The sequence below is a fragment of the Cyanobium sp. Alchichica 3B3-8F6 genome (assembly GCF_024346435.1).
GTDB lineage: Bacteria > Cyanobacteriota > Cyanobacteriia > PCC-6307 > Cyanobiaceae > Cyanobium_A.
This window is the reverse complement of the sequence record NZ_JAGQCZ010000001.1, coordinates 1-21,244: the sequence shown is the minus strand read 5'-3', so window position 1 is coordinate 21,244 and position 21,244 is coordinate 1. Positions and strand designations below refer to the sequence as shown.

Below are 21,244 nucleotides of genomic sequence, written 5' to 3'. Positions count from 1 at the left end.
TCAGGCGTAAGTTCTGTCGACGTGAGCGGCCTGAGCCGCAAGCCCATGCTTGCCAATTTCGATGGCTCCAGTGCTGAATCCCAGTGGCAGCGCTTCTGCGAGCTGCTCTGGTACGAGGAGGATCTCGGCATCTGGCTGGATGTGAGCCGCATGGCGATCGGCCAGGGCGACCTCGACGGCCTGGCTCCTCGCTTCGAACAGGCTTTCACAGCCATGGCAGCCCTTGAGGCCGGGGCGATCGCCAACCCTGACGAACAGCGTCAGGTGGGTCATTACTGGTTGCGCACGCCCAGCCTGGCTCCGGAACCCGCCATTGCCGCCCACATCGACGCGGAGGTGGAACGGATCGCAGCCTTCGGCCAGGCGGTGCTGAACGGCAGCCTCAAGGCTCCCAACGGCCAGGCCTTCACCGACGTGCTCTGGATCGGCATCGGTGGTTCCGGGCTGGGGCCGCTGTTGATGGTGCGTGCCCTGCAGGACGCGGGTCAGGGGCTCCCCTTCCATTTCTTCGACAACGTCGATCCAAATGGCATGAGCCGCACCCTGGCGGCCCTCGACAGTCGGCTGGCCACCACGTTGGTGGTGGTGGTGAGCAAGTCGGGCGGCACGCCGGAGCCCCACATCGGCATGGAGCAGGCCCAGTCCCGGTTGGAGGCCCGCGGTGGCCAGTGGGCCGGCCAGGCGGTGGCCGTCACGATGCTGGGCAGCAAGCTCGATCAGCTGGCTGTTGCGGGCCAGTGGCTCCGCCGTTTCGACATGTTCGATTGGGTGGGCGGACGCACCAGCATCACCAGTGCGGTGGGGTTGTTGCCCGCGGCTCTGATCGCTGCCGACATCCCTGGTTTTCTGTCCGGGGCCTCCCGCATGGATGCGCTCACCCGGCTGGCCGACCTGCGTCGCAACCCGGCGGCCCTGATGGCGGCCTCCTGGTATGTGGCTGGTCATGGCCGGGGCCAGCGCGACATGGTCGTGCTCCCCTACCGCGATCGCCTGGAGGTGTTCAGCCGCTACCTGCAGCAGCTGGTGATGGAAAGCCTGGGCAAGAAGCACGACCGCAATGGCCAGGTGGTGCACCAGGGCATCGCGGTGTATGGCAACAAGGGCTCCACCGACCAGCACGCCTATGTGCAGCAGTTGCGCGATGGCATCGACAACTTCTTTGTCACCTTCATCGAGGCCCTGGAGGAACCCAGTGATATCCCCCCGATCGGCGATGAGATCCCCGGCGATTTCCTCGATGGCTTCCTGCAGGGCACCCGCTCTGCCTTGATGGAGGGCGGCCGCCAGAGCCTCTCGATCACCCTGCGCCGCTTTGATGCCACCTCTCTCGGCGCCCTGATCGCCCTGTTTGAGCGCGCCGTAGGCCTCTATGCCGAACTGGTGAACATCAACGCCTACGACCAGCCCGGTGTCGAGGCCGGCAAGAAGGCGGCTGCCGAGATCCTGGCGCTGCAGGGGCGGCTTGAGGCGCTGCTGGCGGATGGCCAGGAGCGCAGCCTGCAGGAGCTGCAGCAGGCCCTCGGCGCCGAAAGCCCTGAGCCGCTCTTTTGGATCCTGCGCCATCTCTGTGCCAACCCCCGCGGTTATCGGGCCAGCGGTGCGTGGGGACAGCCCGCGGCGATGCGCTTCGCCAAGGCCTGAGCCGCGCCGCTGCGATGCCAAGCCGAGTGATGGCGGGCCTGCCCTCTCCCGCGCAGGTGCTGCAGGAGGTGTTCGGCTATGGCGCCTTCCGGGGCCCCCAGCAGGAGATCGTCGAGCACGTGGTGGCGGGCGGTTCGGCGCTGGTGCTGATGCCCACGGGTGGGGGCAAATCGCTCTGCTATCAGATCCCCGCCCTCTGCCGCCCCGGTATCGGCGTGGTGATCTCGCCCCTGATTGCCCTGATGCAGGACCAGGTGGAAGGCTTGCGCCAGGCCGGGGTGCGGGCAGCTGCGCTGCATTCGAGTTGCTCCGCTGAGGAGAGCGCTGCCACCTGGAGCGCCCTGCGGACCGGTGCGCTCGACTTGCTCTACCTCTCCCCCGAGCGTCTGTTGGCCCCGGGCACCCTGGATCGTTTGGCGGTCCTGCCGATCGCTCTGTTTGCCATTGATGAGGCCCACTGCGTCTCCCAGTGGGGCCACGATTTCCGCCCCGACTATCTGCAGCTGGCGGTGTTGGCCCAGCGCTTTGGCGATGTGCCGCGGCTGGCCCTCACCGCCACCGCCGATCCCCGCACCCGCGAAGAGATCCGCACCAGGCTGCAGTTGGAGCAGGGCCGGGTGTTTCTGGCCAGCTTCGATCGGCCCAACATCCGTTATGTGCTGCGCGACAAGGATGATGCCCGCTGTCAGCTGCTCGAGCTGTTGGCCGACCACCGCGGTGAGGCGGGGATTGTGTATGCCCGCTCCCGCAGCCGCGTGGACCGTTTCTGCCGCGACCTGCAGGCCGCCGGCTACGACGCTGTGGCCTACCACGCCGGTTTGGATGCGGCCCAGCGCAGCGCAGCCCTGGAGCGCTTTCGGCGGGAGAGCGGCGTGATTGTGGTGGCCACGATCGCCTTCGGCATGGGCATCGACAAGCCCGATGTGCGCTTTGTGGCCCACGTGGATCTGCCCAAGAGCCTGGAGGCCTATTACCAGGAGACGGGCCGGGCGGGCCGCGATGGTCTGCCGGCGCTCGCCTGGATGGTGCACGGAGCAGGGGATGTGCCCCAGCTGCGCCGGTTCATCGACGACTCCGACGCCGAGCCCGTTCAGAAGCGGATTGAGCACGGCAAACTCGACGCCCTGATCAGCTTCACTGAGGCCAGTGGTTGCCGCCGTCAGGTGTTGCTGGCCCACTTCGCTGAGGAGCTGGCTCAACCCTGCGGCAACTGCGATCTATGCCTGGAGCCGGACACGGCGGTGGATGTGACCGAGCCGGCCCGCAAAGCCCTTTCAGCGGTGTACCGCTGCGGCAGTCGCTTCGGGGCGGCCCATCTGGTGGATGTGCTGCTGGGGGCGGACACCGCTCGGGTGCGTGAGCTCGGCCACCAGAACCTGAGTGTGTATGGCATCGGCCAGGAGCTCGACCGGGGCCAGTGGCGCAGCTTGTTTCGGCAACTGGTCGCCCGCGGCCTGCTGCATTCGGACCCCGAGCGCTATGGCGCCCTGGGGTTTGGCTCTGAGGCGCTGGTGAAGCCTCTGCTGCGGGGCGAGCAACAGCTGCTGCTGCGCCTGCCACCCCCCAAGCGGGAGCGTCGACGCCAGCCGTCTACTGGCACGGCAGCCCTGCCTGCGGAGCTCAGCCCCGACGACGCTCCGTTGCTGCAGGCGCTCAAGGACTGGCGACGGGAGCAGGCCCGTAGCCAGGGGCTGCCGCCCTATGTGGTGTTCCACGACCGCACCTTGGTGGAGGTGGTGGCCCGCCGGCCCAGATCACTCCAGGCGATGGCCGAGATCAGCGGCATTGGCCAGGCGAAGCTGGATCGCTACGGGCCGGCGTTGCTGGAGGCGCTGGAGCTGGGCCTCAGGGCCGAGGCAGGCGGCAGCCCAGCTGGATGACGCCCTGGTCGAGCAGGCGACCCAGGCGCAAGGCGGTGGCTTCTTCGACGCGGTTGAAGTCGTCCTGGTGCTGGGTGAGCCAGCTCAGTTCGGCTGGGGCGATGACCCCGGTGCTGAGGGCTTCGAGAAACACGGTTCCAACAGACATGGTGGAGCGGTGCGGCTTCGCAGAAGTTTGCTCCGTTGATCCTGGAGTGACCGGACCTCAGTCTTTCGTAACAAGGCGAACGTGCGGCAGATGCGCCGATTGGCATCCGGAGATACATCCGGGAGTCCCACCCCCCGTTACGTTGACGCGAAGTTTCGTAACAAACTTTTGGTTATGACTGATTCCTCTTCCCGCTTTGGCTTCGTCGCCTTTGCTGAAACCTGGAATGGCCGCATGGCCATGCTGGGTTTTGTGATCGGCCTCGCGACCGAGCTGCTCACCGGCCAGGGCATCCTCCGCCAAATCGGCCTGGGCTGAGATCAGGTTTCGCACCCCTCGCTCAGAGCCACTGCATCTAGAGCCACTGCATCCCGGGGGTTTCGAGCATCTCATGGCTGGGCCAAGCGCCAAGCCCTGAGAATGCCGCCCCCAGCAGGGCCCAGATCCCTTTGCCGCTGGACAACTCCTGCTCAGCAGCCCACTCCGCTTCCTGAATCTCGGCCTCGGTGAGGCGAAGTCCTTCCACCAGCTGGCGGTAAAGCACCTTTTCCTGGGGATTGATCGCGGCGCTGTCCTTTGGGCGTTGGCTCACCCTGGCCATCATGTAAGCGAGTTTCAGGGCCAGAAGCCGGTCCTCGGCCACGGTCAACCGCGCCATCAGCTCGTCCAGCAGCGTTCCATCCACGGTCCAGGCTTCCAACAGACGAGCCGCTTCCTCGCTGGCATCGGCGCCGTTTTCCGATGAGAAGTAGCGCGCCACCAACTGTTCAAGCAGGCGTTTCTCTTCTGCCGAGACATCTCCGTCCACCCAGGCCACGCAACAAACGATCTGAAGCAGATCCAGCTGGCGTTCGCGATCGCTGGCCATGGCCTGGAGACACACAGATCCACCACTGTGCGCTGCGTCGAGCGCTGTCTGCAGCCTGGGGTTTCGTGCGCCGCATTGGTGCGCTGTAATCACCCCCTGATGGGGGCAGACAGCCTGCTCCGCCGGGATGACGATGGAAAGCAGAACGACACACACACCAAAGGAGGGGGCATGACCTGTTTGGGACGCACCTGCCTTAAGTGGCAGGCCGATGGTGAACTGACAGCTTTGGATCGGCAGCTCGTGCTGCAGCGCTTGGTGCTGGTGGATCAGGATGCCACCGATCTGCTGAGCCTCCTCGCCGACGACCTGCCATGTCCCTCGCTGAGTTGAAGGCCTTTCTAGCCAAGGTTCAAGATGACGCGGCCCTGAGAGAAGCGGTCAAATCCGCTGCGACGGCCGACGACGTGGCCCAGATCGGTGCAGGCCTGGGCTATGAGTTTTCTGGGGACGAACTGCTGCGGATCTCAGGCCAGAAGGTGGGCCGGGTCACCGTGACCAAACAGGACATACCTGGCGAATACAACTGAAGCCAGCGTGCCGCCTCAATGCGCACCAGCAGCTCTGCCCCACCGAGCCCGTGGGGGGGCGAGCTTCTGTGTGGATGCACAGCATTCTCTGGATTCTTCCCGCCAAGCTCTGAACCGCTGGCTAGACAGCGTGAAGTGATGGCGGCGCCATGGCCAGACTCAAGCCCATGCCGCTGCCTTCCTCGGTGATGGAGGGTGCCCCAGGGGTTGGGCTCACTCGGGCGCCAAGGGCGTCGGCCTGGAATCCGGCCTGGGGGGTGACCGGCCTTGCCACGGCCGACCAGGCGCAGCTGCTCAATGCCAGCTGTCAGATCGCCTACGGCTCGGTCTGAGGGCGGGTGACCGCTTCACGGCTGCAGATTAGGGCTCTCAACAAGGCGGACCTGCCCCTGGTCACCGCCTGGGCCCGGGCTGAACAGTTCGCGCCGGGCCGCGGGGATTTCGCCATCTACCGCCATACCGATCGCCAGGGGTTCTGGGTGGGCTGTCTCGATGGCCGTCCCATCGGGTGCATCGCCGGTGTGCGCTACAACGCCGAATACGGCTTCATCGGCCTGTTTCTGGTGCAGCCCGAGTACCGCGGCCAGGGCTATGGCCGCCAGCTCTGGTGCCATGCCCTGGCGCATCTTGAGGGCATCCCCTGCATCGGCATCGAGGCGGCAACGGATCGCATTGCCGATTACGCCAGTTGGGGCTTTGTGGCGGCTTCTCCGACCCGACGCTGGCAGCGCATCGTGGAGGAGCGAGCACCCGTTGAGGGCAGTGCACTGTCCCAGCGCAGTGCTGCGGCCGAGGGGCTCAGCCTGGTGGAGGGGCCGGCGATTCCGGATGCGGCCGTGCAGGCCTACGACGCCGTGCGGGAGCCCAGCCCACGCCCCCATTTCCTGGCCGACTGGCTGCACCATCCCGCTGGCACGGTGCTGGCGTTGATCGATGCGGCCGGGGCCTGCCATGGCTTCGGGCGGATTCGCCCCTGCTTGCTGCAACGGGGGGAGGGTTGGCGGATTGGCCCCCTGCTGGCCGACACGCCAGCCCTGGCGGTACGCCTGCTGGAGGCCCTGATGGAGCGCCATCCCGGCGTGGTGTTGATCGATGCCCCGGGGGCCAATCCCCAGGCTGCTCCGCTCCTGCAGCAGCTTGGCTTTGCCGTGGTGGGGGAGAGCCTGCGGATGGTGCGAGGCGTGCTGCCGGCGGTGCCCCTCAACGACGTTTATGGGTTGGCCTGCCTGGAGCTGGGCTGAGCGCGGCGGGCCGCCAGGCCCGCTTCGGTGGCGGTGATGCCCGCGAGCGCCAACAGTCCGGCCAGACCGATCAGTTGGTTGCGCTGCACGAGGTCGGGCATCAGCCCGGGATCCACCTTCTGGCCCAGCAGGGCGCCAGCCACAAACCAGGCCGTGGCCACCGCGGAGGTGATCCAGTAGGCGCGCCAGCGACGTTGATAGATGTAGCCAGTGCCCAGGCCGGGCACCAGGTTGAGCACCACGGCTACCCAGGGGCTAGAGGCAGCCAGGATGGTTTGTGGGCTGGGCCGATCGACCTGGCTGGCTGGCTGCATGGCTGCGACGTGTGGTGCGTTGTGACTTGGCTTAGCGCAGCGCCGCCGGTGCTGCGTCAGGGTGGGGGTTGACGAGCCGCGCGCCGTGCTGGCAGGCCTGATGATTCTGCTGGTGATGACGGGGGTGGCGGGAGTGCTGAACCCCAGTCGTCAGGACTTTGCCTGGTTCATTCGGCTACGCCGGCCCCGCTGGTTGGTGTTTGAAGGCTGGATCCCGGTGATCTGGCTGCTGATCTATGCCTGCTTCGCGGCTTCGGCCTGGCTCACCTGGCAGGCCTCCTGGAGCGCATCCTGGATGGTGGCGTATCTGGTGCAATTGGTATTGGTGCAGAGCTACACCCTGGCGATCTGCCGCAGCCGCAGCCTGGGAGCGGGCACGGCGATCGGCTTTGCCGGTTGGGTGTGGGGCATTGCCCTCACCCTGGGAGTGTCAACGCTGAGCTCCCTGGCCGCTGGCCTGCTGGTGCCCTATTTGCTCTGGAGTCCGGTGGGCACGTTGGTGACCTGGCAGATGCGGCAGCTCAATCGCGGGCGACGCCCGTAGCTGCGAGCAAGCCGCCGGCGAAGCCACTGAGGTGTCCGATCCAGCTGACGCCGGGTGGCGAAAAAATTGGCAGCAGGCTTGGCAGCACCCCGGCGTAGGTGACCAGGGCCAGCACCGACAGGGCCAGCGACAGGGGGCGCTTCTCCATCCAGCCGATCAGCAGCAGGTAACCCAGCAGGCCATAAACCACACTAGAGAGCCCATGGCTGCCGCTGGGCCAGAGCAGCCACACGGGGATGGCGGTGGCGTACACCCCCAGCCAAACGGCCAGGTAATCGCGGCGACCGCGCAGCAGCACCAGCCAGGAGAGGGGCAGAAAGGTGAGGGAGTTGGCCAGCAGGTGGCCGAAACCGCTGTGGCTGAAGGGAGCCGTCAGCACGCCCAAAAATGAGCCACCAGGCGTCATCGGCAGATTCCAGCGCCCACCAAACACCAGCTGATCCACCAGTTCCTGCAGCCAGGGGATCAGCAGGATCACTACGGGGATCACCAGGTTGAAACCAGCTCGGGCGATCCAGCGATCCAGGCGTTGGGGCAGCGATTCACTCACGGAACAGGCACGACGCTGCAGCGCAGCATGGCAAGCGCTTCATCCGGAAGGCCGAGGAAGCGATCCAGCCAGGGGTCTCCGCTGGGTGGCACCGTGGCGACGCCCACCAGCAAGGTTTGGCCATCCGCGTCCAGGGGTTGTCCGCTGGCCCGGTGGCGCAGGCCCTGGGCCGCGGTGCTGCTGAGCTCCGTGTCGATCTGCAGAGCGGGGGGCTGGTAGAGGCCTGCGAGGTTGAGGTGAAAGCGAGCGCGAAATCGCAGCGTCAGGCTGGCAGTGGCTGGATCCCAGTGGCCCGCTAGCTCCTCGGGCTCGATGTGGATGGCCAGCCCTGGTGGCAGCGGCAGCCCCAGCACCCGGGTGGTGCGCCAGCAGAGCGGCGGAATCACCAGGCTCGCCGGCGCAAACACCAGCGCCTGGCGGCCAGTGTGATCGGCGGCATCGAGGTGTCCGAGGCCACCGCCTCCACGGGCGTCGTAGCGGAAGCGGGGATAGCCGGCGATCGCCAGGCCGCAGCCCGCTGTGGTGCTCAGCTGCAGCTGGCCGCTGCTCGGCCAGGCGCTCACAGGCCGCGCAGGGCTTCCAGTTCCCCGCGGCTGTGCAGCTCGGCCAGGGCGTCGTAGCCGCCGATGGCCACGCCATCGATGACGATCTGGGGCACGCTGCCTTCGGCAGTGGGCTGGATTTCCAGGAAAGGAATGCCGAGGGTGCGCAACATGCGCAGGGCCCGCCGCGAGAAGGGACAGCCCGGCAACGTGGCGATCTCAACGCGCGGTTTGGCGATCATCCGCGGGTGGGTCAGCTCCTGGGCCGGCTCGGTGAGGAACCCCACCAGCAGGTCGGCGCCGCGCAGCACCAGGGTGCCGTGCTCGAGATGGCCGCCCCACACCTGGCATTCGGCATCGGAGAAGCTCAGGTGCAGGTGAACACCATCCGGCGAGAGGGTGCCCTGCAAGGTGATGATTTCGAGTTCGCCCTGGAGCACGGTGGGGGCGGTTTTGCCGGGGCAGGCGAAGGCCGCCTGGGAGAGGTTGCCCACCACACTCAGCACAAAGCCACCGGCCTGATGCTGCTGGGCCAGCTGCTCGAGGCTGCGGCGCACGTCGCTGCCGGCCTCAAGGTGGAGCGGCACGGCATGCATGGTGCGAGCGGAGAGGGAGTTGGGGGCAGATTACGCCGGTTGCATGCTGGTGCCGTTGCAGAGGAGGGATGGCATCAGGTCACCACGTGTTGCGGCGTGCCGGCGAGAAACGCGGCAATGTTGGCCGCCGAGAGGGTGAGCAGCCGGCGGCGGGCGGCCCTGGTGGCCCAGGCGATGTGGGGGGTGATCACGCAATTCTTCGCCGTGAGCAGTGGATTGTCGGCCGGGGGAGGTTCCACGGAGAGCACATCGAGGCCGGCACCGGCAAGGTGGCCGGCGTTGAAGCCAGCCGCCAGATCTGCTTCCTGCACCAAGCCGCCCCGGGCTGTGTTGATCAGGTAGGCCGTCGGCTTCATCTGGGCAAGCCGGATGGCGTTCACCAGATGCGCGGTGTCGGCGGTGAGCGGACAGTGCAGGCTCACCACATCACTCTCGCCAAACAGGCGATCGAGGTCGACGAAGGCGCCGCCCTCCGCGATGGTGCCTGCGCCACTGCGCCGGTTGGCGAGGATGTGCATGCCGAAGGCCCGGCCCACGCGGGCCACCGCCGCGCCGATCTCGCCGTAGCCCACGATTCCCAAGGTGAGGCCGGCGAGCTCTTGCAGGGTGCCATCCCAGTAGCAGAACTGCTTACTGGCACTCCAGCGCCCTTCGTGCACCGTGCGGTTGTGGTGGCCGGTGCGGTTGGTGAGCTCCAGCAGCAGGGCGAACACCGCCTGAGCCACTCCAGGCGTGCTGTAGGCCGGCACATTGCACACCGTGATGCCGCGATCCTTGGCCGCTGCAACGTCCACCACGTTGAAGCCCGTGCCCAGCACGCTGATCAGCTTCAGATGGGGCAAGGCAGCGAGCACATCCGCCGGCAGCGGAGTTTTGTTGGTGAGCACGATCTCCGCAGCCCCGATGCGGGAGATCACCGCCTCCGCCTCCGTGTGGTCAAACACGGTGCACGGGCCGAGGGCCTCGAGTTCAGCCCAGCTCAGATCGCCGGGGTTGGCCGTGTAGCCATCGAGGATCACGATCTGCATGGTGGGGCGGAGGCTGGGGTTGCGGTCGCGATCCGTACAGCTCTTGATAGGCCATCGATGAGCAGCTTCATAGAGATGATGACCTCAGCGACCGGGCTGGCCCCGGCAAGCCCAGAACCTGAGAGAGCCGTGCTGATCACAACCTTCCCGGAGTTCGTCCAACGGGCCGACTATTCGCTCCTGGAGTCGCTGCAGGGCGATCCCCAGGCGAGCGGCGATGGCCAGGATCACCGGCCCCGCCAGGTGTTCTCCGGTCATTTTGTGCCGGTGACGCCCACGCCGCTGCCAGATCCGGAGTATGTGGCCCATAGCCAAGCCTTGTTTGATGAACTGGGCCTGAGCGATGGGCTGGCCCACGACGACCAGTTCCGCCGTCTGTTTTCCGGCGACATCAGCGTGGCCACAGGGCCGATGCGCCCGTATGGCTGGGCCACCGGCTATGCCCTGTCGATCTACGGCAGCGAATACATCCAGCAGTGCCCGTTTGGCACCGGCAACGGCTACGGCGATGGCCGGGCCATTTCCGTGTTTGAAGGCTTGTTCAACGGCAAGCGCTGGGAACTGCAACTCAAAGGCGGCGGCCCAACGCCCTACTGCCGCGGCGCCGATGGACGGGCGGTGCTCCGCTCCAGCGTGCGCGAGTTTCTGGCCCAGGAGTTCATGCATGCCCTCGGGGTTCCCACCTCCCGCTCGCTGACGCTTTATGTGTCGCGCGCTGAAACGGTGCGGCGGCCCTGGTATGCGCCGAACTCCAGCTCGTTCGATCCCGACATCCTGGTGGACAATCCCGTGGCAATCACCACCCGGGTGGCGCCCTCGTTTCTGCGGGTGGGTCAGCTGGAGCTGTTTGCCCGTCGCGCCCGCAGCCAGGCCCATCCGGATGCGCTACTCGAGCTGCGGATGATCGTGGCGCATCTGATCGAGCGCAACTACCGGGCGGAGATTGATCCGAGCCTGGAGTTCAGGGATCAGGTGGTGGAACTGGCGGGCTTGTTTCGCGGGCGGCTCACCGCACTGGTGGCGAATTGGATCCGCGTGGGCTACTGCCAGGGCAATTTCAACAGCGACAACTGCGCTGCCGGTGGCTACACCCTCGACTACGGCCCCTTCGGCTATTGCGAACTGTTCGACCCCCGCTTCCAACCCTGGACCGGCGGCGGCGAGCATTTCTGCTTCTTGAATCAACCGGTGGCCGCCGAAGCCAACTTCCAGATGTTCTGGGCCGCCATCCGGCTGCTGCTCGCAGACCATGCGGAGGCCCTGGAGCGGCTGGATGCGATCCGCGACAGCTTCGTCGCAGCGATGCAACAGGAGCTCGAGGCGATGTGGGCCAGGAAGCTGGGCTTGAGCAGTCCCGATGCCGCGCTGGTGAACGAGCTGCTCGAGCTGATGGTGGCGTCCAAGGCGGATTACACGATCTTCTTTCGGCGGCTCTCCGAGATTCCCGAGCAGCTCTCAGCCCTACAAGCGAGCTTCTATCTGCCCAGCTCCGAGGAGCTCAAGGTGCAGTGGGAGAGCTGGCTGCAACGGTGGCGGCATCAACTCAACGCCAACGGCAACCTCAGCGAAACCTCCGCAGCCATGAAAGGGGTCAACCCCGCGATCACCTGGCGCGAGTGGTTGGTGGCGCCCGCCTATCAACAGGCTGAACAGGGAGATACAACCCTGATCCAGGAGCTTCAGGAGGTGTTCAGCCATCCCTACGACGCGCCAGCAGCCGAACTGGCGGCGACCTACGACCGGCTCAAGCCCAGGGAGTTCTTCAATGCGGGTGGCGTGTCGCATTACAGCTGTTCGTCCTAGGCCGATCGGGATCGGCGCAGGCCCTGCCAGCTGTCAGGGCTGGCCATGATCCCTGCGTGGTGGCGGCTGAACCCGGAATCAGCAAACCACCCCAGTGCAGATGCCGACTTGGTCCCTGTGCTGTGCGGTAGGTCACAGCTTGCTGATTTGTTATTTTTTCTTTTTTAAATGCGTGACTTTTCAAGAACCTGTTGCACAGGCCACAGCAGCCAGGCGAGTGGAAGCTGTGCAGTGAATGACTGTCACCAAAGATTCAAGGAGCTGCTTCTCCGCAACTGGTGATTTCTCAACGTCTGCAGACCTCAACAATGACAACCTCCCCCAGTACCGCGGATGGGTTTGCGGCGGTGGCTTTGGCAGCGCTCTGCTGGGATGGCGTGATGAGCGCAGCGGGAGCTCGCTCCCTTCGCCACGCTTTGGATTACCGCCTGCCTTTTCGCGACTACAGCGATGGCGAGATGGCGCAATTGCTGGATAGCCTGTTAGGGCAATTGCGCACACAGGGAGCCGAGCATCTGATGGTGAGCTGAAGGTGGATGAGCGAAATATTCTCAATAATCTTGCCGCGGTTCTCAATCTGGAGTAGTCGCTCACAGACGACATCCTCCAGGTGATGGATCCTCCAGGTGATGGATGTGCTGCATGGCAGCCTGGAATGAGCACTACGCCAGGTCTTCCTCTGCGTTGGCGCGAATCGTGCAATCGCTCAGCGGGTAGCTGACGCAGAGGAGTGCAAACCCCTTCTCGATCTGGTCGTCGTCAAGATAGGACTGATCGGATTGATCAACCTTGCCCGCGATGAGCTGGCCGGCACAGGTGCTGCAGGCGCCTGCCCGGCAGGAATAGGGGAGATCAATGCCCTGCTCTTCGGCGGCATCGAGGATGTAAGCGTCGTCTGCGCAGGGAAAGGATTTGCCGCTCTCAAGCGTGATGGTGAAAGTGGGCATGGCGATCAAAGTAGGTTTCTCAAGCATGGGCTCCCTGGATCGGCATGGGCTGTGCTGAGCACTACCTATTGGCGAGAACTTGAATCTGTTCAGCAAGACAGAGCTGAAGGCTGCTCACTGCTGAGCCACTGCTCCAACGGAGGCAGCTGGAGTTGCTGGTTGCGATCGAGGCCCTGCAGCTCGTCCAGGTTTCTGGCTGTGCGCACCTCCACGGCGTAGCGCATCAACGAGCCAATGCCGGTGCCGCGGTAGCTGCCGCTGACAGCAGCGGCCAGGTGGTGATCGGGGGCAGCGGTGAGCGCCACATGCCCGTCTGCCACGGCCAAGCCAAGGCTGGGGTCATAGCCCCGCCAACCTGCGCCGGGCAGGTAAACCTCCGCCCAGGCATGTAGTTCGTGCTCGCTCACTTCCGCGGGGTGGTGCATCGAGTAGCCGCTGACGAATCGAGCGGCAAGACCGAGACTGCGACAGGCCGCCACAAACAGCATGGCGGTGTCACGGCAGGCGCCGGTCCGCGTTGCGAGCGTGTCGACAGGGGGCATCGGCTCACCGTCGGGCCGTCCCACGTGTTGAAAGCCACGGTGGATCGTGTCGGCCAGATGCATCAGGAAGTCGGTGGTTGCGCCATCCACCTCTGTGGCCAGTGTCGCTGCCCACTGCAGCACCGGACTGGCTACAGGCGTGCTCCCCGCCAGGCAGGCAAGGAGGGATCGCGCCTCGGCAGGCGGATAGGCAGCCGGCAGAACCAACGCCGGCGGATGGGTCACGATCCAACCGAAGGGGTTTGCGCGCGTGGTGCGCACCACCATCTCCACCTCGATGTTGAGCTCGTGCTGCAACGGGTCAAACCAAAGCACAAGGGCTTCGCCACCATCTGCCTCCAGCACGCGGCTGCTGCCGCTTGGTTGGGGCTGCACCCTCAGTTCGTGATGCAGGAGCTGCTGGGCTGGGTCGTTGCGAGGAGCTAAGCGAAGTGTGGTGGGCTCAAGAAATACGGGTTGCCCATAGACGTAGCGCAGAGCATGACGAATGTGAAAAAGCATGGCCATCAGAGCCTACGTCGATCTAGCTGTGCAGCTCACACTGCGACCCAGATGTCCATTAAATGGATCTATGAATTGTCGTTGTGAGGGCTCAGAATGCTTGGCTTGAACACTTTTATTTGAGATCCCAAACCCGCTGCCAGCCGTAGGAGCCGAGATAGCCTGAAAATGATTGGGCTTCGGCAATTGAGGCGAGAGAGACGCTTTCAACTGCCTTGCGCTCTCCGTTTTGCTGAGGCACTTCGTGAATTGCCTTGTACTCACGATTTGCGAATTGGTAAATAATCCACTCGCCCCTGTAGGGCGTAGAGGTGTGTTTCAAGGTTGCAATCTTGGGAGGTAGATAAACTGGATTCATTTATAGGGTTGCGAAGGTTTGTTTGGGAATGCTCTGTATTCATTAGATCTTGGAGGCAAAGCCATTGGAAATGGACTCGAACAAGTAAGTATCTTTTCCGTTGGCTAAGCAGAGGAGTGTCTGGCGAATGCCTGAGGCTGAAAATTAAATTACAGGCAATCTTGTGACGAGTGCCTGGTGTCTGTCTGTATCCAAAGGCACTAGCTTTGACTCTCTTAATGATGCACCGCTGCTTGGCAATGGTAGAGCAGCGCCAACCTGCAAAGAACAAGGAATTAGTCGTGTTTTGAATGCATCGGATTGGATGCCGTTTTGAGACAAGTGCCAACGATCAGGATGTCATAAAGAAGGTCAAGAAAAAGCTTGAGAAGCCCCTCGTAAATCCTTAGAAATGAACAATTCTTTGTGCCGAATGCCTAGGGTTGAATTAGCATCGCTACTGTCCGCGAGCAACTGATCACTCCTTGGGCGCCTTGGGTGTCGGGGGAAGCCGCTGCTCCACCTGTAGAAAAACCAGCCAGGCCACCCCTGCCGTGATGCCGCCTGTCCAGTCGTTGCGTAGCAGCTCCACGATCGACACTGTGCTGGCACCGATTCGCAGGCCGCGCAGCAGAAAGCGGCCGAGCTTCTCCATACGGGGGCCCATGGGCTTGTAAGGCAAAACCAGATTGGCGCAACTCGCCGTGAAAGCCAGGTTATTGATGTCATGACAACTGGTTTTTGTGTGTCTCACCATCTACGGGGCCATGTGGAATGGCGCCTAGCAGCAGAGTCGGGCCTAGCCTGAAGCAGAGCTCCACGCCAGGTTTCGCTTGAACAAGATCACCGGACCATTGCGCAGGGCCTTGGTCTATGGCGCGATCAGCTATGGCGGCCTTGTGTTGATCAACAACGCAGAGCTCGACCTGCCGAATATGTGGATCGCCTATCTGCCGATGTTTATCGGGGTCTATGTGCTGACCCAGTGGTTGGATCGCAAGATCGGGGGCTGACAGGCCGCTGACAGGCTGTTGACAGGCCCTGCGTCAACCCCAGATCCCGGCTCAACTGTGCTAGTACAGGTGTACGCATCAGAGGTGTTCATGGGCGTTCCCCTTCCCCGGCCGGCGGCTCTGGCGGCCAGATTCGAAACCCCAGTCGAGGAGTGGCCTTACCTCGAAGCCGATACGCTTCTCAGGGCTCGCAGCCGCAAGGTCTGCATCCCGGTGCTCACCTGCCAGCTGCACCAGGGCCTGATTGCCCATGGCGAGCACCTCACGAGCCGATGCCAGGGCTGGACTTCAAGCCACTCCGCTACGATCGCTGGAGCCAGAGCCTGGAGCTGACCCTGGCTGGCGGGCGTGTCCGCCGCAGTGGACGCCGCCACCATCGCCTGCTCTCACTCGCGTCATCACCTGAACTCCTAGACGGAGACCAGGGTGCCCCGACGCCGGCCGAGGGGCTCGATCCAGTCGTTGGCGATTTGCTTGTGCTGGAGCAGCCGCGATGGGATCCGGCAGCCGGGATTGACCACCCCAGCATCAAGGAGGCGGCCCAGGCGCAAGGCGGTGGCTTCCTCGGCGCGTGAAAAGCGGCCCTGGCTGCGGGCTACCCAAGCGATCTCGTTGTCTGTGATCACCCCTGTGGTGATCGCCTCAAGGAAAACTTCGCCAAGGGTCACTTGCTTTGTAACGACTTCTTCATATGTTGTCGCGAGAGCAGGCAAGGCGTGGCGCCATCAGGGGTTTTTCGGGTTCGCTTACCCGAACTTCACGCCTCAACAAAAAACCCTCTGGACTGAGTCCAAGGGGGAAGGGCCAGGTCGCTGGGCCGGCTGAGCACCACCACCAGGTATGGATCAGCCCAGGCCGAGTTGGCCAAGGATGCTCTGGCCGGTGAGCAGCTCAGTGCCCAGACCGATCACGAAGCCGAGCATGGCCATGCGGCCGTTCCAGGTTTCGGCGAATGCGACGAAACCAAAGCGGGGAGAAGAATCAGCCATAAGAGTTAAAGGTTGTTTTGTAGTTGTGATGTGATGTGCTGGAGTCAGCTCACCAGCGGGCGCCGCCCGCTGATGCGGTCGGGCGGGGTTCTGCCTTGTTGACGCGGATCATCCGGCCCATCCACTCCACGTCCTGGAGGGCTGTGATGGCCTTGGTCTCGTCGTTGGCGTCTGCCATGTCGATGAAGGCGAAGCCACGCTTGCGGCCGGAGTCGCGATCAAGCGGCAGGCTGCACTTGCGCACCGAGCCGTATTCGGCAAACAGGTGCTCGAGGTCCCCTACTTCGGCATCGAAGGGGAGGTTGCCTACGTAAATGGTTATAAATGGAATCGAACTTATGAATTAGATTCGATGAAAGCCCTGAAGAAAGTCGCTGGCCGAGTAGAGATCAGCAGGGGCCTAAAGCCCGTGGAACCCGCCGCCTGGAAAAGAAACCCGCAGAAGAGTGGTCGTTGAATCAGCTCCACGCTACACCACGACAGTGGACGCCTGCAGAATCGTCCACTGCTGATTGGGGGCTTGCGTCGGACGGGCGAACGCATATCAAAAAAGCGCCGCCAGGGCGACGCTTGGAACTCCCTTCATCGCCCGGCAGGAGCGACTGATTTCAGTTGCACGATCAGGGGAAAGTGAGGCAAGGCATCTTCTAAATCAATACAGAATTACACCCTGTGTATTGATTTGATTCGACAGATTTCAGAGGGTCACTGCACCTTGCAATGTGTTTTCTTTGCCTGCTGACCCAACGCCCGCCTGGCTATTGACTGGCAGCATGAATTCATAACGGTCATGAGATTGCGGTATTGCCTGTTCTGTCCTTCGTGAGTAAAGGCGTTGCTCAACTGGCTTCTGAAGCAGTTTCAGAAGCCTGCGGCTGCCCGATGCAAACCGTCGCCAAGGCACGGCAGTATTTCGGTCTTCATCTGCAAGAGTCGATCGAGATGACGGCTGTTCCCCAGGCTCTTGGCATCAGCCAAGACTGCCTAGATGTCAGCTTTGAGCAGGTCCGGGGGATGACACCAGCCCAGGCCCTGCTGGAGCAGCGCCTCAACGGGTTGTTTGCTGCCCTCACCGATCAGCCGCGCCAAGGCCTGAGGCGCGCCATCCAAGCCTGCGGTCTGGATGGCACCGCCGGTGTTGTGGCGCTGTTTGAGCAAACCTTTGGCATCGACATGCCGCTGTTCTTGCTCACCTGCCGGCGGGCAGCAGATGACCGGTTGTTCCGGCTGGATCACCCGGAGCCCGAGGCTCTGGTGCTGCCCACCTGAGGCGCTTGGGTGGTCATGGCCTGGGTGTCGACTCGCGCCGCGCACGACCTGCCGCCAGCATGGGCTCACCCGTGATCTTGTCGTGCTTCTGAACCCCTTCTTGCCATTCAGCACGGCCAAGGTGTTGGCCCTCAAGGCCACCCTGCTCCTGCTGCTCACCCTGCTGATCAAGGCCAGGGTTCAGATCGTCACCGGTTCGGCCATTGGAATCTTCCTGTTGCTGCTGCAGACGCTGGTGTTTTTCGCCATCAGCGGTGGCTTGGTTCTGGCGGCAGGTGGGGCAGCTCTTTACGCCACACAGCAACGCCGGACGGCGGTGGCCTGATCGGCAGCCAGGGGATCGCTTTGTTTCATCGCCAGGATCACAAGGCATCCTTGGAGAACGTGAGGACAAACCATGAGTGATCACAGCCAACAGCTCACAGCCCGAGAGATGGTGCGGGCGCACGCCTACCTGGTTCTGGCTGCCATCAGCAGCCTCAGCCTGCTGACCCTTGCCTTGTTGCAGATTCCTGGGGCCGTCAAAGACCATCGTTACAACCTCTGCATCGATGAGCAGATCAAGCTCAGACATTCCAGCAACCTCACCGGCCAGGACGGCCCCGGCAAACTGATCTATCTCAAGGCGGTGCAGCACTGTGAAGGCCTCTGATCTTCCGCTGATCGATGATCTGCAGCGGTTCAGTGCTGATGCCGTTGATCGCACTACCCGACTGGATCCAGCCCGCTCCCGGCACCAAGGAAGCACCATCACGGTGATATCCGCATGGGGGACGCGAGCTGCTTCTGCGTGATGCTGCCAGGTGCGGATTGAAGCCTTTCGGCAGGTGATCAGCTGCGGGATCAGCCCGCTTGGCGCTCAAGCCGCGAGAACGTCCTGATAGTGCATCCAAAGAACGTGGATTGCCACGGGCAAGAATCAGGGACAGCGCTGCTGCTGGATTCCGCTCCTCGCTGCTGGACTGCTGATCGGATCAAGCGGGGTATCGCCAGTGGTACGGCGCTTCAGGCCGCTGAGGGTTTGCGGCCGCCGCAGTCTTCCCAGCTGCTGAGCAGGCCATTGAGCTCTTGGCGCAGATTGTGCAGGGCATCGATCTTCTGTTCGATCTCGCCCGCTTTGCTGCGGATTGTCGCTTTCAGCGATTCACACGTGCAGATCCTCGAACGGCGCGATTCCAGAATTTGCGTCACGTTCTGGAGGGGGATGTCCATGGCTTTGAGGGTGCGGATCAGGGCCAGCTCCGCGAACACCTCGTCGCCAAACAACCGGTAGCCGCCCTCACTGCGGCTGCTGGGCTGGATCAGGTCTTGATCGCAGTAGAAGCGGATCGTCTTGATGGTGAGGCCGGAGCGCTGAGCCACCTCGCCGATCTTCAGGGGTGCAGCAACCACCACTTGACTCTCCTCTAAGGGGAGACTGCATCGTAGAACCATCGCTTGCCCTTTTCCATGCGTTCGCTCGCCGTCTCCCTGCTGCTCTCTGGGGTCTGGGCTGCTCCGGTTCTGGCCCAGGGCGATCCCCACCACCACCATCAGCATCACCAGCACCATCAACACCACAACGCAGTCCCAATGACCCCGGCCGCTGGTCAGGGTCATCACGGGCAGGGCAGCCATGACAGCCACAGTCATAACAGCCACAGTCATGACGTTGGCCCGGCCGGCGCCACCTACGACCTGCGCTGGCTCGACGCCATGGTGCAGCACCACACCGGTGCTCTACGGATGAGCGAGTTCGTGTTCAACATCGGTTCTCCCGGTGTGGGTGCCCTCGCCAACGGCATCTGGCGCGAGCAAGCCCGCGAGATCAAGGCCATGGGGCAATGGCGCAAGCCCTGGTATCCGGAGGCTCCTGTGTATCCCGTGGCCCTCAAGCCCGGCGGGGATGCCAACAGCATGGCCGGCCTGGAGCGCATGAGCGCCGCCCAGATCCAGGCGATGCAGATGATGGGCTCCACCCCCACCAAGGACAACCGCGTGGTCTGGTTTCTGGAAGGGATGATCGCCCACCATGGCGGTGCCCTGGAGATGGCACACGATGCACTCAAGAAGAGCAGCAATCCCACTGTGCGCAGGTTGTCACGGGAGATCATCGTGGCCCAGCGCAACGAAATCATTGAGCTGCGGCGCATGCTGCGGCTTGAGGGATTGAGCAAGCCGGAGTACAGCCAATATGACGCATTGTTCAACTTCTGATCCAGCACCAAAAATCCCAATGAACAAGTTCATCAAGGCCCTCATCTCTGGTTTGGTCCTGGCCGTGGTGGCTGCGCCTGTCGGCGGTCATGCCCACCCCAAGGGCCTCTACGACAGCCAGGAGCAGGCCGAGCAACGGGCCAAGGAGCTGGGTTGTGAGGGCACCCATCGCAACAGCGGCAAGTGGATGCCCTGCAGCAATGAGGCTGCCTTACACCAGCACCTGCGTCATCACTGATTCATCCGCCGTACTTGCCATGGTCTTGCTGACGAAATCCCGCTGGCGCCAGCTGCATCGTTGGGTCGTGCCGATTGCGGCGGTACCGCTGTTGGTCACCGCGGCCACCGGCTAGCTCTACAGCTTGTTGCTGGAGCAGGGCATCGATGCCTTCTGGCTGCTCAAGATCCATTCCGGTCGCTTTGGCCCGCTGAACCTGCAGCCCTACTACTCCGTGCTGCTCGGCCTATCCACCCTGGTGGTGATCATCTCCGGGGCTGGCTTGCTCCTTTCCCGACGCAGGCCCAAGGGGCACGCATCCAACTAGTTCGGCAGTGCGGGTCTGTGCCTGAGCACAACACGGATCATCCCGAGGGCCGTCGACTGAAAGAACGGCTGTAAATCCATCGGGGTGTCGCTCTAGCTGTAGACAACGGGCTATAACTTGTTATGTTATTGATACCACTGTTGTAGAGCGATGCTTACTGGTCCGGATCTGCTCGCCAAGGTTAAGGAGCTCGGCGATGTCTCCAAGTCAGACCTGGCGCGGGAATGTGGTTATGTGACCACCAAAAAAGATGGTGGCGAACGGATCAACTTCACCGCCTTCTACGAAGCCCTGCTCGTTGCCAAAGGTGTCAGCCTTGGCACTGATGGTGGCCGTGGGCCGGGTAAGGGTGGCCGCAAGTTGGCCTACTCCACCAAGGTGCAGTTCAACGGCAATCTGATGGTGGGCAAGGCCTACACCGCCATGCTGGATCTGAAGCCTGGCGATGAGTTCGAGATCAAGCTCGGCCGCAAGCAGATCAAGCTGATCCCCATGGGTGGCTCCGACGAAGAGGAGTGATCCTCAGCTTCTTCGGGCGTTTGAGAGCTGAAACACGACGCGCAGGATTCCTCAGCGTGCGTGGCCGCGCAAGGGCTTCGCAAGCCGGCCCACCACCAGGGATGGGACGCCATGGGCACTGGTTGTGGTGAGTGCTGCGGCCGGCCCTTGACGCTGACCGCGCTGGCGCTTGCGGTCCTGCGCTTGCCCCTCCGTGGCTGTTGCTTCCCCATCCCGCTCCGTCCGATCCCAAGGCTCGGCCGCAGCCAAGGTCACCACAGAAGAAAAGCTGGTGGCCTCCCTGATCGCCCTGCTGGAAGCGGGCACCACTCCTTGGCGGCGGGAGTGGGATGCCGCAGCCGGCGGTCACCACGTGAATCTGCTTTCGGGGCACCGCTACCGCGGGAGCAATCCAGCGCTGCTCACCCTGGGGCTGCATCTGCGGGGATCAGCCCTGCCCTACTGGTGCGGCTTTGCCGAGGCCAAGGCGTTGGGGATCTTTCCCCGCAAGGGCAGCAAGGCGGTGCACGTGCTGCGGCCTCAGGTGCATCAGTTGGGAGAAGGCCGGCTGGTGGAGCCCGGCTCTGCTGATGGGTGTCTGCCGACAATGAAGTTGGCCGGTCGGCGACAAGCTCGTTGGCCGGTGGGGTGAGTGCTGGAGAGCCTGGTGCCGATGCGCAGGGACCAGGGGATGCCGGCACCACTGACCAGTCACCAACGCA

General features: G+C 63.4%; 34 protein-coding genes and 1 pseudogene. 20 read left to right on the top strand and 15 right to left on the bottom strand.

Annotated elements, in window-relative coordinates; all coding sequences use genetic code 11:
* The first annotated feature begins 45 nt into the window (after positions 1-45).
* Positions 46-1,641 carry a glucose-6-phosphate isomerase gene (locus tag KBY65_RS00175; protein WP_094560456.1) on the top strand — a complete coding sequence of 532 codons (1,596 nt, stop codon included), beginning with the start codon at positions 46-48 and terminating at the stop codon, positions 1,639-1,641.
* Positions 1,642-1,655: 14 nt separating this feature from the next.
* Positions 1,656-3,521, top strand: coding sequence for a DNA helicase RecQ (recQ, locus tag KBY65_RS00170; protein WP_255000018.1), 1,866 nt, complete (start codon positions 1,656-1,658; stop codon positions 3,519-3,521).
* On the opposite strand, the gene KBY65_RS00165 is transcribed toward recQ, so the two are convergent.
* Positions 3,487-3,669 (bottom strand): hypothetical protein, encoded by a 183-nt coding sequence (locus KBY65_RS00165; protein WP_094560321.1) that lies wholly within the window; start codon positions 3,667-3,669, stop codon positions 3,487-3,489. The two genes, recQ and KBY65_RS00165, sit on opposite strands and share 35 nt — an antisense overlap.
* 90 nt (positions 3,670-3,759) lie before the next feature.
* Here KBY65_RS00165 and KBY65_RS14015 point away from each other — a divergent pair, with 90 nt between their 5' ends.
* Positions 3,760-3,987, top strand: coding sequence for a chlorophyll a/b-binding protein (locus tag KBY65_RS14015; RefSeq protein ID WP_409996604.1), 228 nt, complete (start codon positions 3,760-3,762; stop codon positions 3,985-3,987).
* Positions 3,988-4,024: 37 nt separating this feature from the next.
* Here KBY65_RS14015 and KBY65_RS00155 read toward each other — a convergent pair whose 3' ends face one another.
* Positions 4,025-4,537, bottom strand: coding sequence for a TerB family tellurite resistance protein (locus KBY65_RS00155; protein WP_094560325.1), 513 nt, complete (start codon positions 4,535-4,537; stop codon positions 4,025-4,027).
* 171 nt (positions 4,538-4,708) lie between these two features.
* Here KBY65_RS00155 and KBY65_RS00150 point away from each other — a divergent pair, with 171 nt between their 5' ends.
* From KBY65_RS00150 to KBY65_RS00135, 4 genes are all read left to right on the top strand, one after another.
* A complete protein-coding gene (locus KBY65_RS00150) occupies positions 4,709-4,870 on the top strand; it encodes a hypothetical protein (RefSeq protein WP_255000015.1) in 162 nt (53 codons plus the stop codon).
* Entirely contained in the window at positions 4,852-5,067 is a 216-nt protein-coding gene (locus tag KBY65_RS00145; protein WP_254987175.1) for a Nif11-like leader peptide family natural product precursor, read from the top strand. Before KBY65_RS00150 ends, KBY65_RS00145 begins: the two co-directional genes overlap by 19 nt.
* 167 nt (positions 5,068-5,234) lie before the next feature.
* Entirely contained in the window at positions 5,235-5,399 is a 165-nt protein-coding gene (locus KBY65_RS00140) for a hypothetical protein (RefSeq protein ID WP_255000014.1), read from the top strand.
* Between the two features lie 6 nt (positions 5,400-5,405).
* Entirely contained in the window at positions 5,406-6,308 is a 903-nt protein-coding gene (locus KBY65_RS00135; protein ID WP_255000012.1) for a GNAT family N-acetyltransferase, read from the top strand.
* Here KBY65_RS00135 and KBY65_RS00130 read toward each other — a convergent pair.
* Entirely contained in the window at positions 6,278-6,622 is a 345-nt protein-coding gene (locus KBY65_RS00130) for a hypothetical protein (RefSeq protein ID WP_094560335.1), read from the bottom strand. The genes KBY65_RS00135 and KBY65_RS00130 overlap by 31 nt on opposite strands.
* A gap of 61 nt (positions 6,623-6,683) precedes the next feature.
* Between KBY65_RS00130 and KBY65_RS00125 the strand changes: the two genes are divergently transcribed.
* On the top strand, positions 6,684-7,166 hold the full coding sequence (locus tag KBY65_RS00125) for a TspO/MBR family protein (protein ID WP_255000011.1): 483 nt from the start codon (positions 6,684-6,686) through the stop codon (positions 7,164-7,166).
* On the opposite strand, the gene KBY65_RS00120 is transcribed toward KBY65_RS00125, so the two are convergent.
* The 4 genes from KBY65_RS00120 to KBY65_RS00105 all read right to left on the bottom strand — a co-directional run bounded on the left by KBY65_RS00120 (position 7,144) and on the right by KBY65_RS00105 (position 9,882).
* The gene (locus tag KBY65_RS00120; protein ID WP_255000010.1) at positions 7,144-7,716 is read right to left on the bottom strand and encodes a rhomboid family intramembrane serine protease; all 573 of its coding nucleotides are present in this window, start codon (positions 7,714-7,716) and stop codon (positions 7,144-7,146) included. The genes KBY65_RS00125 and KBY65_RS00120 overlap by 23 nt on opposite strands.
* Positions 7,713-8,279 (bottom strand): hypothetical protein, encoded by a 567-nt coding sequence (locus KBY65_RS00115; RefSeq protein WP_094560337.1) that lies wholly within the window; start codon positions 8,277-8,279, stop codon positions 7,713-7,715. Before KBY65_RS00115 ends, KBY65_RS00120 begins: the two co-directional genes overlap by 4 nt.
* On the bottom strand, positions 8,276-8,854 hold the full coding sequence (locus KBY65_RS00110; RefSeq protein WP_255000008.1) for a PCC domain-containing protein: 579 nt from the start codon (positions 8,852-8,854) through the stop codon (positions 8,276-8,278). The genes KBY65_RS00115 and KBY65_RS00110 overlap by 4 nt, the downstream gene beginning before the upstream one ends.
* Positions 8,855-8,928: 74 nt before the next feature.
* Positions 8,929-9,882 carry a D-2-hydroxyacid dehydrogenase gene (locus KBY65_RS00105; protein ID WP_255000005.1) on the bottom strand — a complete coding sequence of 318 codons (954 nt, stop codon included), beginning with the start codon at positions 9,880-9,882 and terminating at the stop codon, positions 8,929-8,931.
* A gap of 78 nt (positions 9,883-9,960) precedes the next feature.
* Here KBY65_RS00105 and KBY65_RS00100 point away from each other — a divergent pair, with 78 nt between their 5' ends.
* Complete coding sequence (locus tag KBY65_RS00100; protein ID WP_254987180.1) at positions 9,961-11,685, top strand: protein adenylyltransferase SelO; 1,725 nt, start codon at positions 9,961-9,963, stop codon at positions 11,683-11,685.
* Positions 11,686-11,993: 308 nt separating this feature from the next.
* The gene (locus tag KBY65_RS00095; protein ID WP_233128580.1) at positions 11,994-12,215 is read left to right on the top strand and encodes a hypothetical protein; all 222 of its coding nucleotides are present in this window, start codon (positions 11,994-11,996) and stop codon (positions 12,213-12,215) included.
* Positions 12,216-12,347: 132 nt separating this feature from the next.
* On the opposite strand, the gene KBY65_RS00090 is transcribed toward KBY65_RS00095, so the two are convergent.
* The 4 genes from KBY65_RS00090 to KBY65_RS00075 all read right to left on the bottom strand — a co-directional run bounded on the left by KBY65_RS00090 (position 12,348) and on the right by KBY65_RS00075 (position 14,679).
* Positions 12,348-12,632 (bottom strand): 2Fe-2S iron-sulfur cluster-binding protein, encoded by a 285-nt coding sequence (locus tag KBY65_RS00090; protein ID WP_094560462.1) that lies wholly within the window; start codon positions 12,630-12,632, stop codon positions 12,348-12,350.
* A gap of 89 nt (positions 12,633-12,721) precedes the next feature.
* A complete protein-coding gene (locus KBY65_RS00085) occupies positions 12,722-13,681 on the bottom strand; it encodes a transglutaminase family protein (protein WP_255000003.1) in 960 nt (319 codons plus the stop codon).
* Between the two features lie 109 nt (positions 13,682-13,790).
* The gene (locus KBY65_RS00080) at positions 13,791-14,033 is read right to left on the bottom strand and encodes a hypothetical protein (RefSeq protein WP_094560345.1); all 243 of its coding nucleotides are present in this window, start codon (positions 14,031-14,033) and stop codon (positions 13,791-13,793) included.
* A 457-nt stretch (positions 14,034-14,490) separates the two neighbouring features.
* Positions 14,491-14,679, bottom strand: coding sequence for a hypothetical protein (locus KBY65_RS00075; protein WP_094560347.1), 189 nt, complete (start codon positions 14,677-14,679; stop codon positions 14,491-14,493).
* Between the two features lie 166 nt (positions 14,680-14,845).
* Between KBY65_RS00075 and KBY65_RS00070 the strand changes: the two genes are divergently transcribed.
* Positions 14,846-15,025: a hypothetical protein gene (locus KBY65_RS00070; RefSeq protein WP_094560349.1), complete on the top strand. Its 180-nt coding sequence runs from the start codon at positions 14,846-14,848 to the stop codon at positions 15,023-15,025.
* A 90-nt stretch (positions 15,026-15,115) separates the two neighbouring features.
* Complete coding sequence (locus KBY65_RS00065) at positions 15,116-15,358, top strand: galactose oxidase (protein ID WP_255000001.1); 243 nt, start codon at positions 15,116-15,118, stop codon at positions 15,356-15,358.
* Between the two features lie 77 nt (positions 15,359-15,435).
* Here KBY65_RS00065 and KBY65_RS00060 read toward each other — a convergent pair whose 3' ends face one another.
* From KBY65_RS00060 to KBY65_RS00050, 3 genes are all read right to left on the bottom strand, one after another.
* Positions 15,436-15,693, bottom strand: a complete 258-nt coding sequence (locus tag KBY65_RS00060) for a hypothetical protein (RefSeq protein WP_094560351.1) — start codon at positions 15,691-15,693, stop codon at positions 15,436-15,438.
* 177 nt (positions 15,694-15,870) lie between these two features.
* Positions 15,871-16,014, bottom strand: a complete 144-nt coding sequence (locus KBY65_RS00055) for a high light inducible protein (protein ID WP_094560353.1) — start codon at positions 16,012-16,014, stop codon at positions 15,871-15,873.
* Positions 16,015-16,063: 49 nt separating this feature from the next.
* A complete protein-coding gene (locus KBY65_RS00050) occupies positions 16,064-16,330 on the bottom strand; it encodes an RNA-binding protein (protein WP_315860015.1) in 267 nt (88 codons plus the stop codon).
* A gap of 698 nt (positions 16,331-17,028) precedes the next feature.
* Here KBY65_RS00050 and KBY65_RS00045 point away from each other — a divergent pair.
* The 3 genes from KBY65_RS00045 (at position 17,029) to KBY65_RS00035 (ending at position 17,935) form a co-directional block, all read left to right on the top strand.
* On the top strand, positions 17,029-17,283 hold the full coding sequence (locus KBY65_RS00045; RefSeq protein ID WP_254999999.1) for a hypothetical protein: 255 nt from the start codon (positions 17,029-17,031) through the stop codon (positions 17,281-17,283).
* 82 nt (positions 17,284-17,365) lie between these two features.
* Positions 17,366-17,608, top strand: a complete 243-nt coding sequence (locus KBY65_RS00040) for a hypothetical protein (RefSeq protein ID WP_094560359.1) — start codon at positions 17,366-17,368, stop codon at positions 17,606-17,608.
* 72 nt (positions 17,609-17,680) lie between these two features.
* Positions 17,681-17,935 carry a hypothetical protein gene (locus tag KBY65_RS00035; RefSeq protein ID WP_094560361.1) on the top strand — a complete coding sequence of 85 codons (255 nt, stop codon included), beginning with the start codon at positions 17,681-17,683 and terminating at the stop codon, positions 17,933-17,935.
* A 353-nt stretch (positions 17,936-18,288) separates the two neighbouring features.
* Here KBY65_RS00035 and KBY65_RS00030 read toward each other — a convergent pair whose 3' ends face one another.
* On the bottom strand, positions 18,289-18,675 hold the full coding sequence (locus KBY65_RS00030; RefSeq protein WP_254999997.1) for a MerR family transcriptional regulator: 387 nt from the start codon (positions 18,673-18,675) through the stop codon (positions 18,289-18,291).
* A 57-nt stretch (positions 18,676-18,732) separates the two neighbouring features.
* Between KBY65_RS00030 and KBY65_RS00025 the strand changes: the two genes are divergently transcribed.
* The 5 genes and pseudogenes from KBY65_RS00025 to KBY65_RS00005 all read left to right on the top strand — a co-directional run bounded on the left by KBY65_RS00025 (position 18,733) and on the right by KBY65_RS00005 (position 21,174).
* Positions 18,733-19,479 carry a DUF305 domain-containing protein gene (locus KBY65_RS00025; RefSeq protein ID WP_254999996.1) on the top strand — a complete coding sequence of 249 codons (747 nt, stop codon included), beginning with the start codon at positions 18,733-18,735 and terminating at the stop codon, positions 19,477-19,479.
* A 19-nt stretch (positions 19,480-19,498) separates the two neighbouring features.
* Entirely contained in the window at positions 19,499-19,717 is a 219-nt protein-coding gene (locus KBY65_RS00020; protein ID WP_254999994.1) for a DUF3721 domain-containing protein, read from the top strand.
* Between the two features lie 19 nt (positions 19,718-19,736).
* Positions 19,737-20,024, top strand: a pseudogene (locus tag KBY65_RS00015) (hypothetical protein).
* A 150-nt stretch (positions 20,025-20,174) separates the two neighbouring features.
* Complete coding sequence (locus KBY65_RS00010) at positions 20,175-20,543, top strand: AbrB family transcriptional regulator (protein ID WP_254988819.1); 369 nt, start codon at positions 20,175-20,177, stop codon at positions 20,541-20,543.
* A gap of 271 nt (positions 20,544-20,814) precedes the next feature.
* Complete coding sequence (locus KBY65_RS00005; RefSeq protein ID WP_254999991.1) at positions 20,815-21,174, top strand: ArdC family protein; 360 nt, start codon at positions 20,815-20,817, stop codon at positions 21,172-21,174.
* Positions 21,175-21,244 lie beyond the last annotated feature (70 nt).

Bases quoted from the DNA above. Each gene is read 5' to 3' on its own strand.
- KBY65_RS00110 (WP_255000008.1), bottom strand. From the start codon at position 8,854: ATGCATGCCGTGCCGCTCCACCTTGAGGCCGGCAGCGACGTGCGCCGC.
- KBY65_RS00175 (WP_094560456.1), top strand. From the start codon at position 46: ATGCTTGCCAATTTCGATGGCTCCAGTGCTGAATCCCAGTGGCAGCGC.
- KBY65_RS00165 (WP_094560321.1), bottom strand. From the start codon at position 3,669: ATGTCTGTTGGAACCGTGTTTCTCGAAGCCCTCAGCACCGGGGTCATC.
- KBY65_RS00095 (WP_233128580.1), top strand. From the start codon at position 11,994: ATGACAACCTCCCCCAGTACCGCGGATGGGTTTGCGGCGGTGGCTTTG.
- KBY65_RS00150 (WP_255000015.1), top strand. From the start codon at position 4,709: ATGACCTGTTTGGGACGCACCTGCCTTAAGTGGCAGGCCGATGGTGAA.
- KBY65_RS00130 (WP_094560335.1), bottom strand. From the start codon at position 6,622: ATGCAGCCAGCCAGCCAGGTCGATCGGCCCAGCCCACAAACCATCCTG.
- KBY65_RS00090 (WP_094560462.1), bottom strand. From the start codon at position 12,632: ATGCCCACTTTCACCATCACGCTTGAGAGCGGCAAATCCTTTCCCTGC.
- KBY65_RS00010 (WP_254988819.1), top strand. From the start codon at position 20,175: ATGCTTACTGGTCCGGATCTGCTCGCCAAGGTTAAGGAGCTCGGCGAT.
- KBY65_RS00025 (WP_254999996.1), top strand. From the start codon at position 18,733: ATGCGTTCGCTCGCCGTCTCCCTGCTGCTCTCTGGGGTCTGGGCTGCT.
- KBY65_RS00065 (WP_255000001.1), top strand. From the start codon at position 15,116: ATGGGCGTTCCCCTTCCCCGGCCGGCGGCTCTGGCGGCCAGATTCGAA.
- KBY65_RS00035 (WP_094560361.1), top strand. From the start codon at position 17,681: ATGAGTGATCACAGCCAACAGCTCACAGCCCGAGAGATGGTGCGGGCG.
- KBY65_RS00140 (WP_255000014.1), top strand. From the start codon at position 5,235: ATGCCGCTGCCTTCCTCGGTGATGGAGGGTGCCCCAGGGGTTGGGCTC.
- KBY65_RS00155 (WP_094560325.1), bottom strand. From the start codon at position 4,537: ATGGCCAGCGATCGCGAACGCCAGCTGGATCTGCTTCAGATCGTTTGT.
- KBY65_RS00055 (WP_094560353.1), bottom strand. From the start codon at position 16,014: ATGGCTGATTCTTCTCCCCGCTTTGGTTTCGTCGCATTCGCCGAAACC.
- KBY65_RS00145 (WP_254987175.1), top strand. From the start codon at position 4,852: ATGTCCCTCGCTGAGTTGAAGGCCTTTCTAGCCAAGGTTCAAGATGAC.
- KBY65_RS00020 (WP_254999994.1), top strand. From the start codon at position 19,499: ATGAACAAGTTCATCAAGGCCCTCATCTCTGGTTTGGTCCTGGCCGTG.
- KBY65_RS14015 (WP_409996604.1), top strand. From the start codon at position 3,760: ATGCGCCGATTGGCATCCGGAGATACATCCGGGAGTCCCACCCCCCGT.
- KBY65_RS00075 (WP_094560347.1), bottom strand. From the start codon at position 14,679: ATGGGCCCCCGTATGGAGAAGCTCGGCCGCTTTCTGCTGCGCGGCCTG.
- KBY65_RS00100 (WP_254987180.1), top strand. From the start codon at position 9,961: ATGACCTCAGCGACCGGGCTGGCCCCGGCAAGCCCAGAACCTGAGAGA.
- recQ (WP_255000018.1), top strand. From the start codon at position 1,656: ATGCCAAGCCGAGTGATGGCGGGCCTGCCCTCTCCCGCGCAGGTGCTG.
- KBY65_RS00080 (WP_094560345.1), bottom strand. From the start codon at position 14,033: ATGAATCCAGTTTATCTACCTCCCAAGATTGCAACCTTGAAACACACC.
- KBY65_RS00085 (WP_255000003.1), bottom strand. From the start codon at position 13,681: ATGGCCATGCTTTTTCACATTCGTCATGCTCTGCGCTACGTCTATGGG.
- KBY65_RS00105 (WP_255000005.1), bottom strand. From the start codon at position 9,882: ATGCAGATCGTGATCCTCGATGGCTACACGGCCAACCCCGGCGATCTG.
- KBY65_RS00045 (WP_254999999.1), top strand. From the start codon at position 17,029: ATGACACCAGCCCAGGCCCTGCTGGAGCAGCGCCTCAACGGGTTGTTT.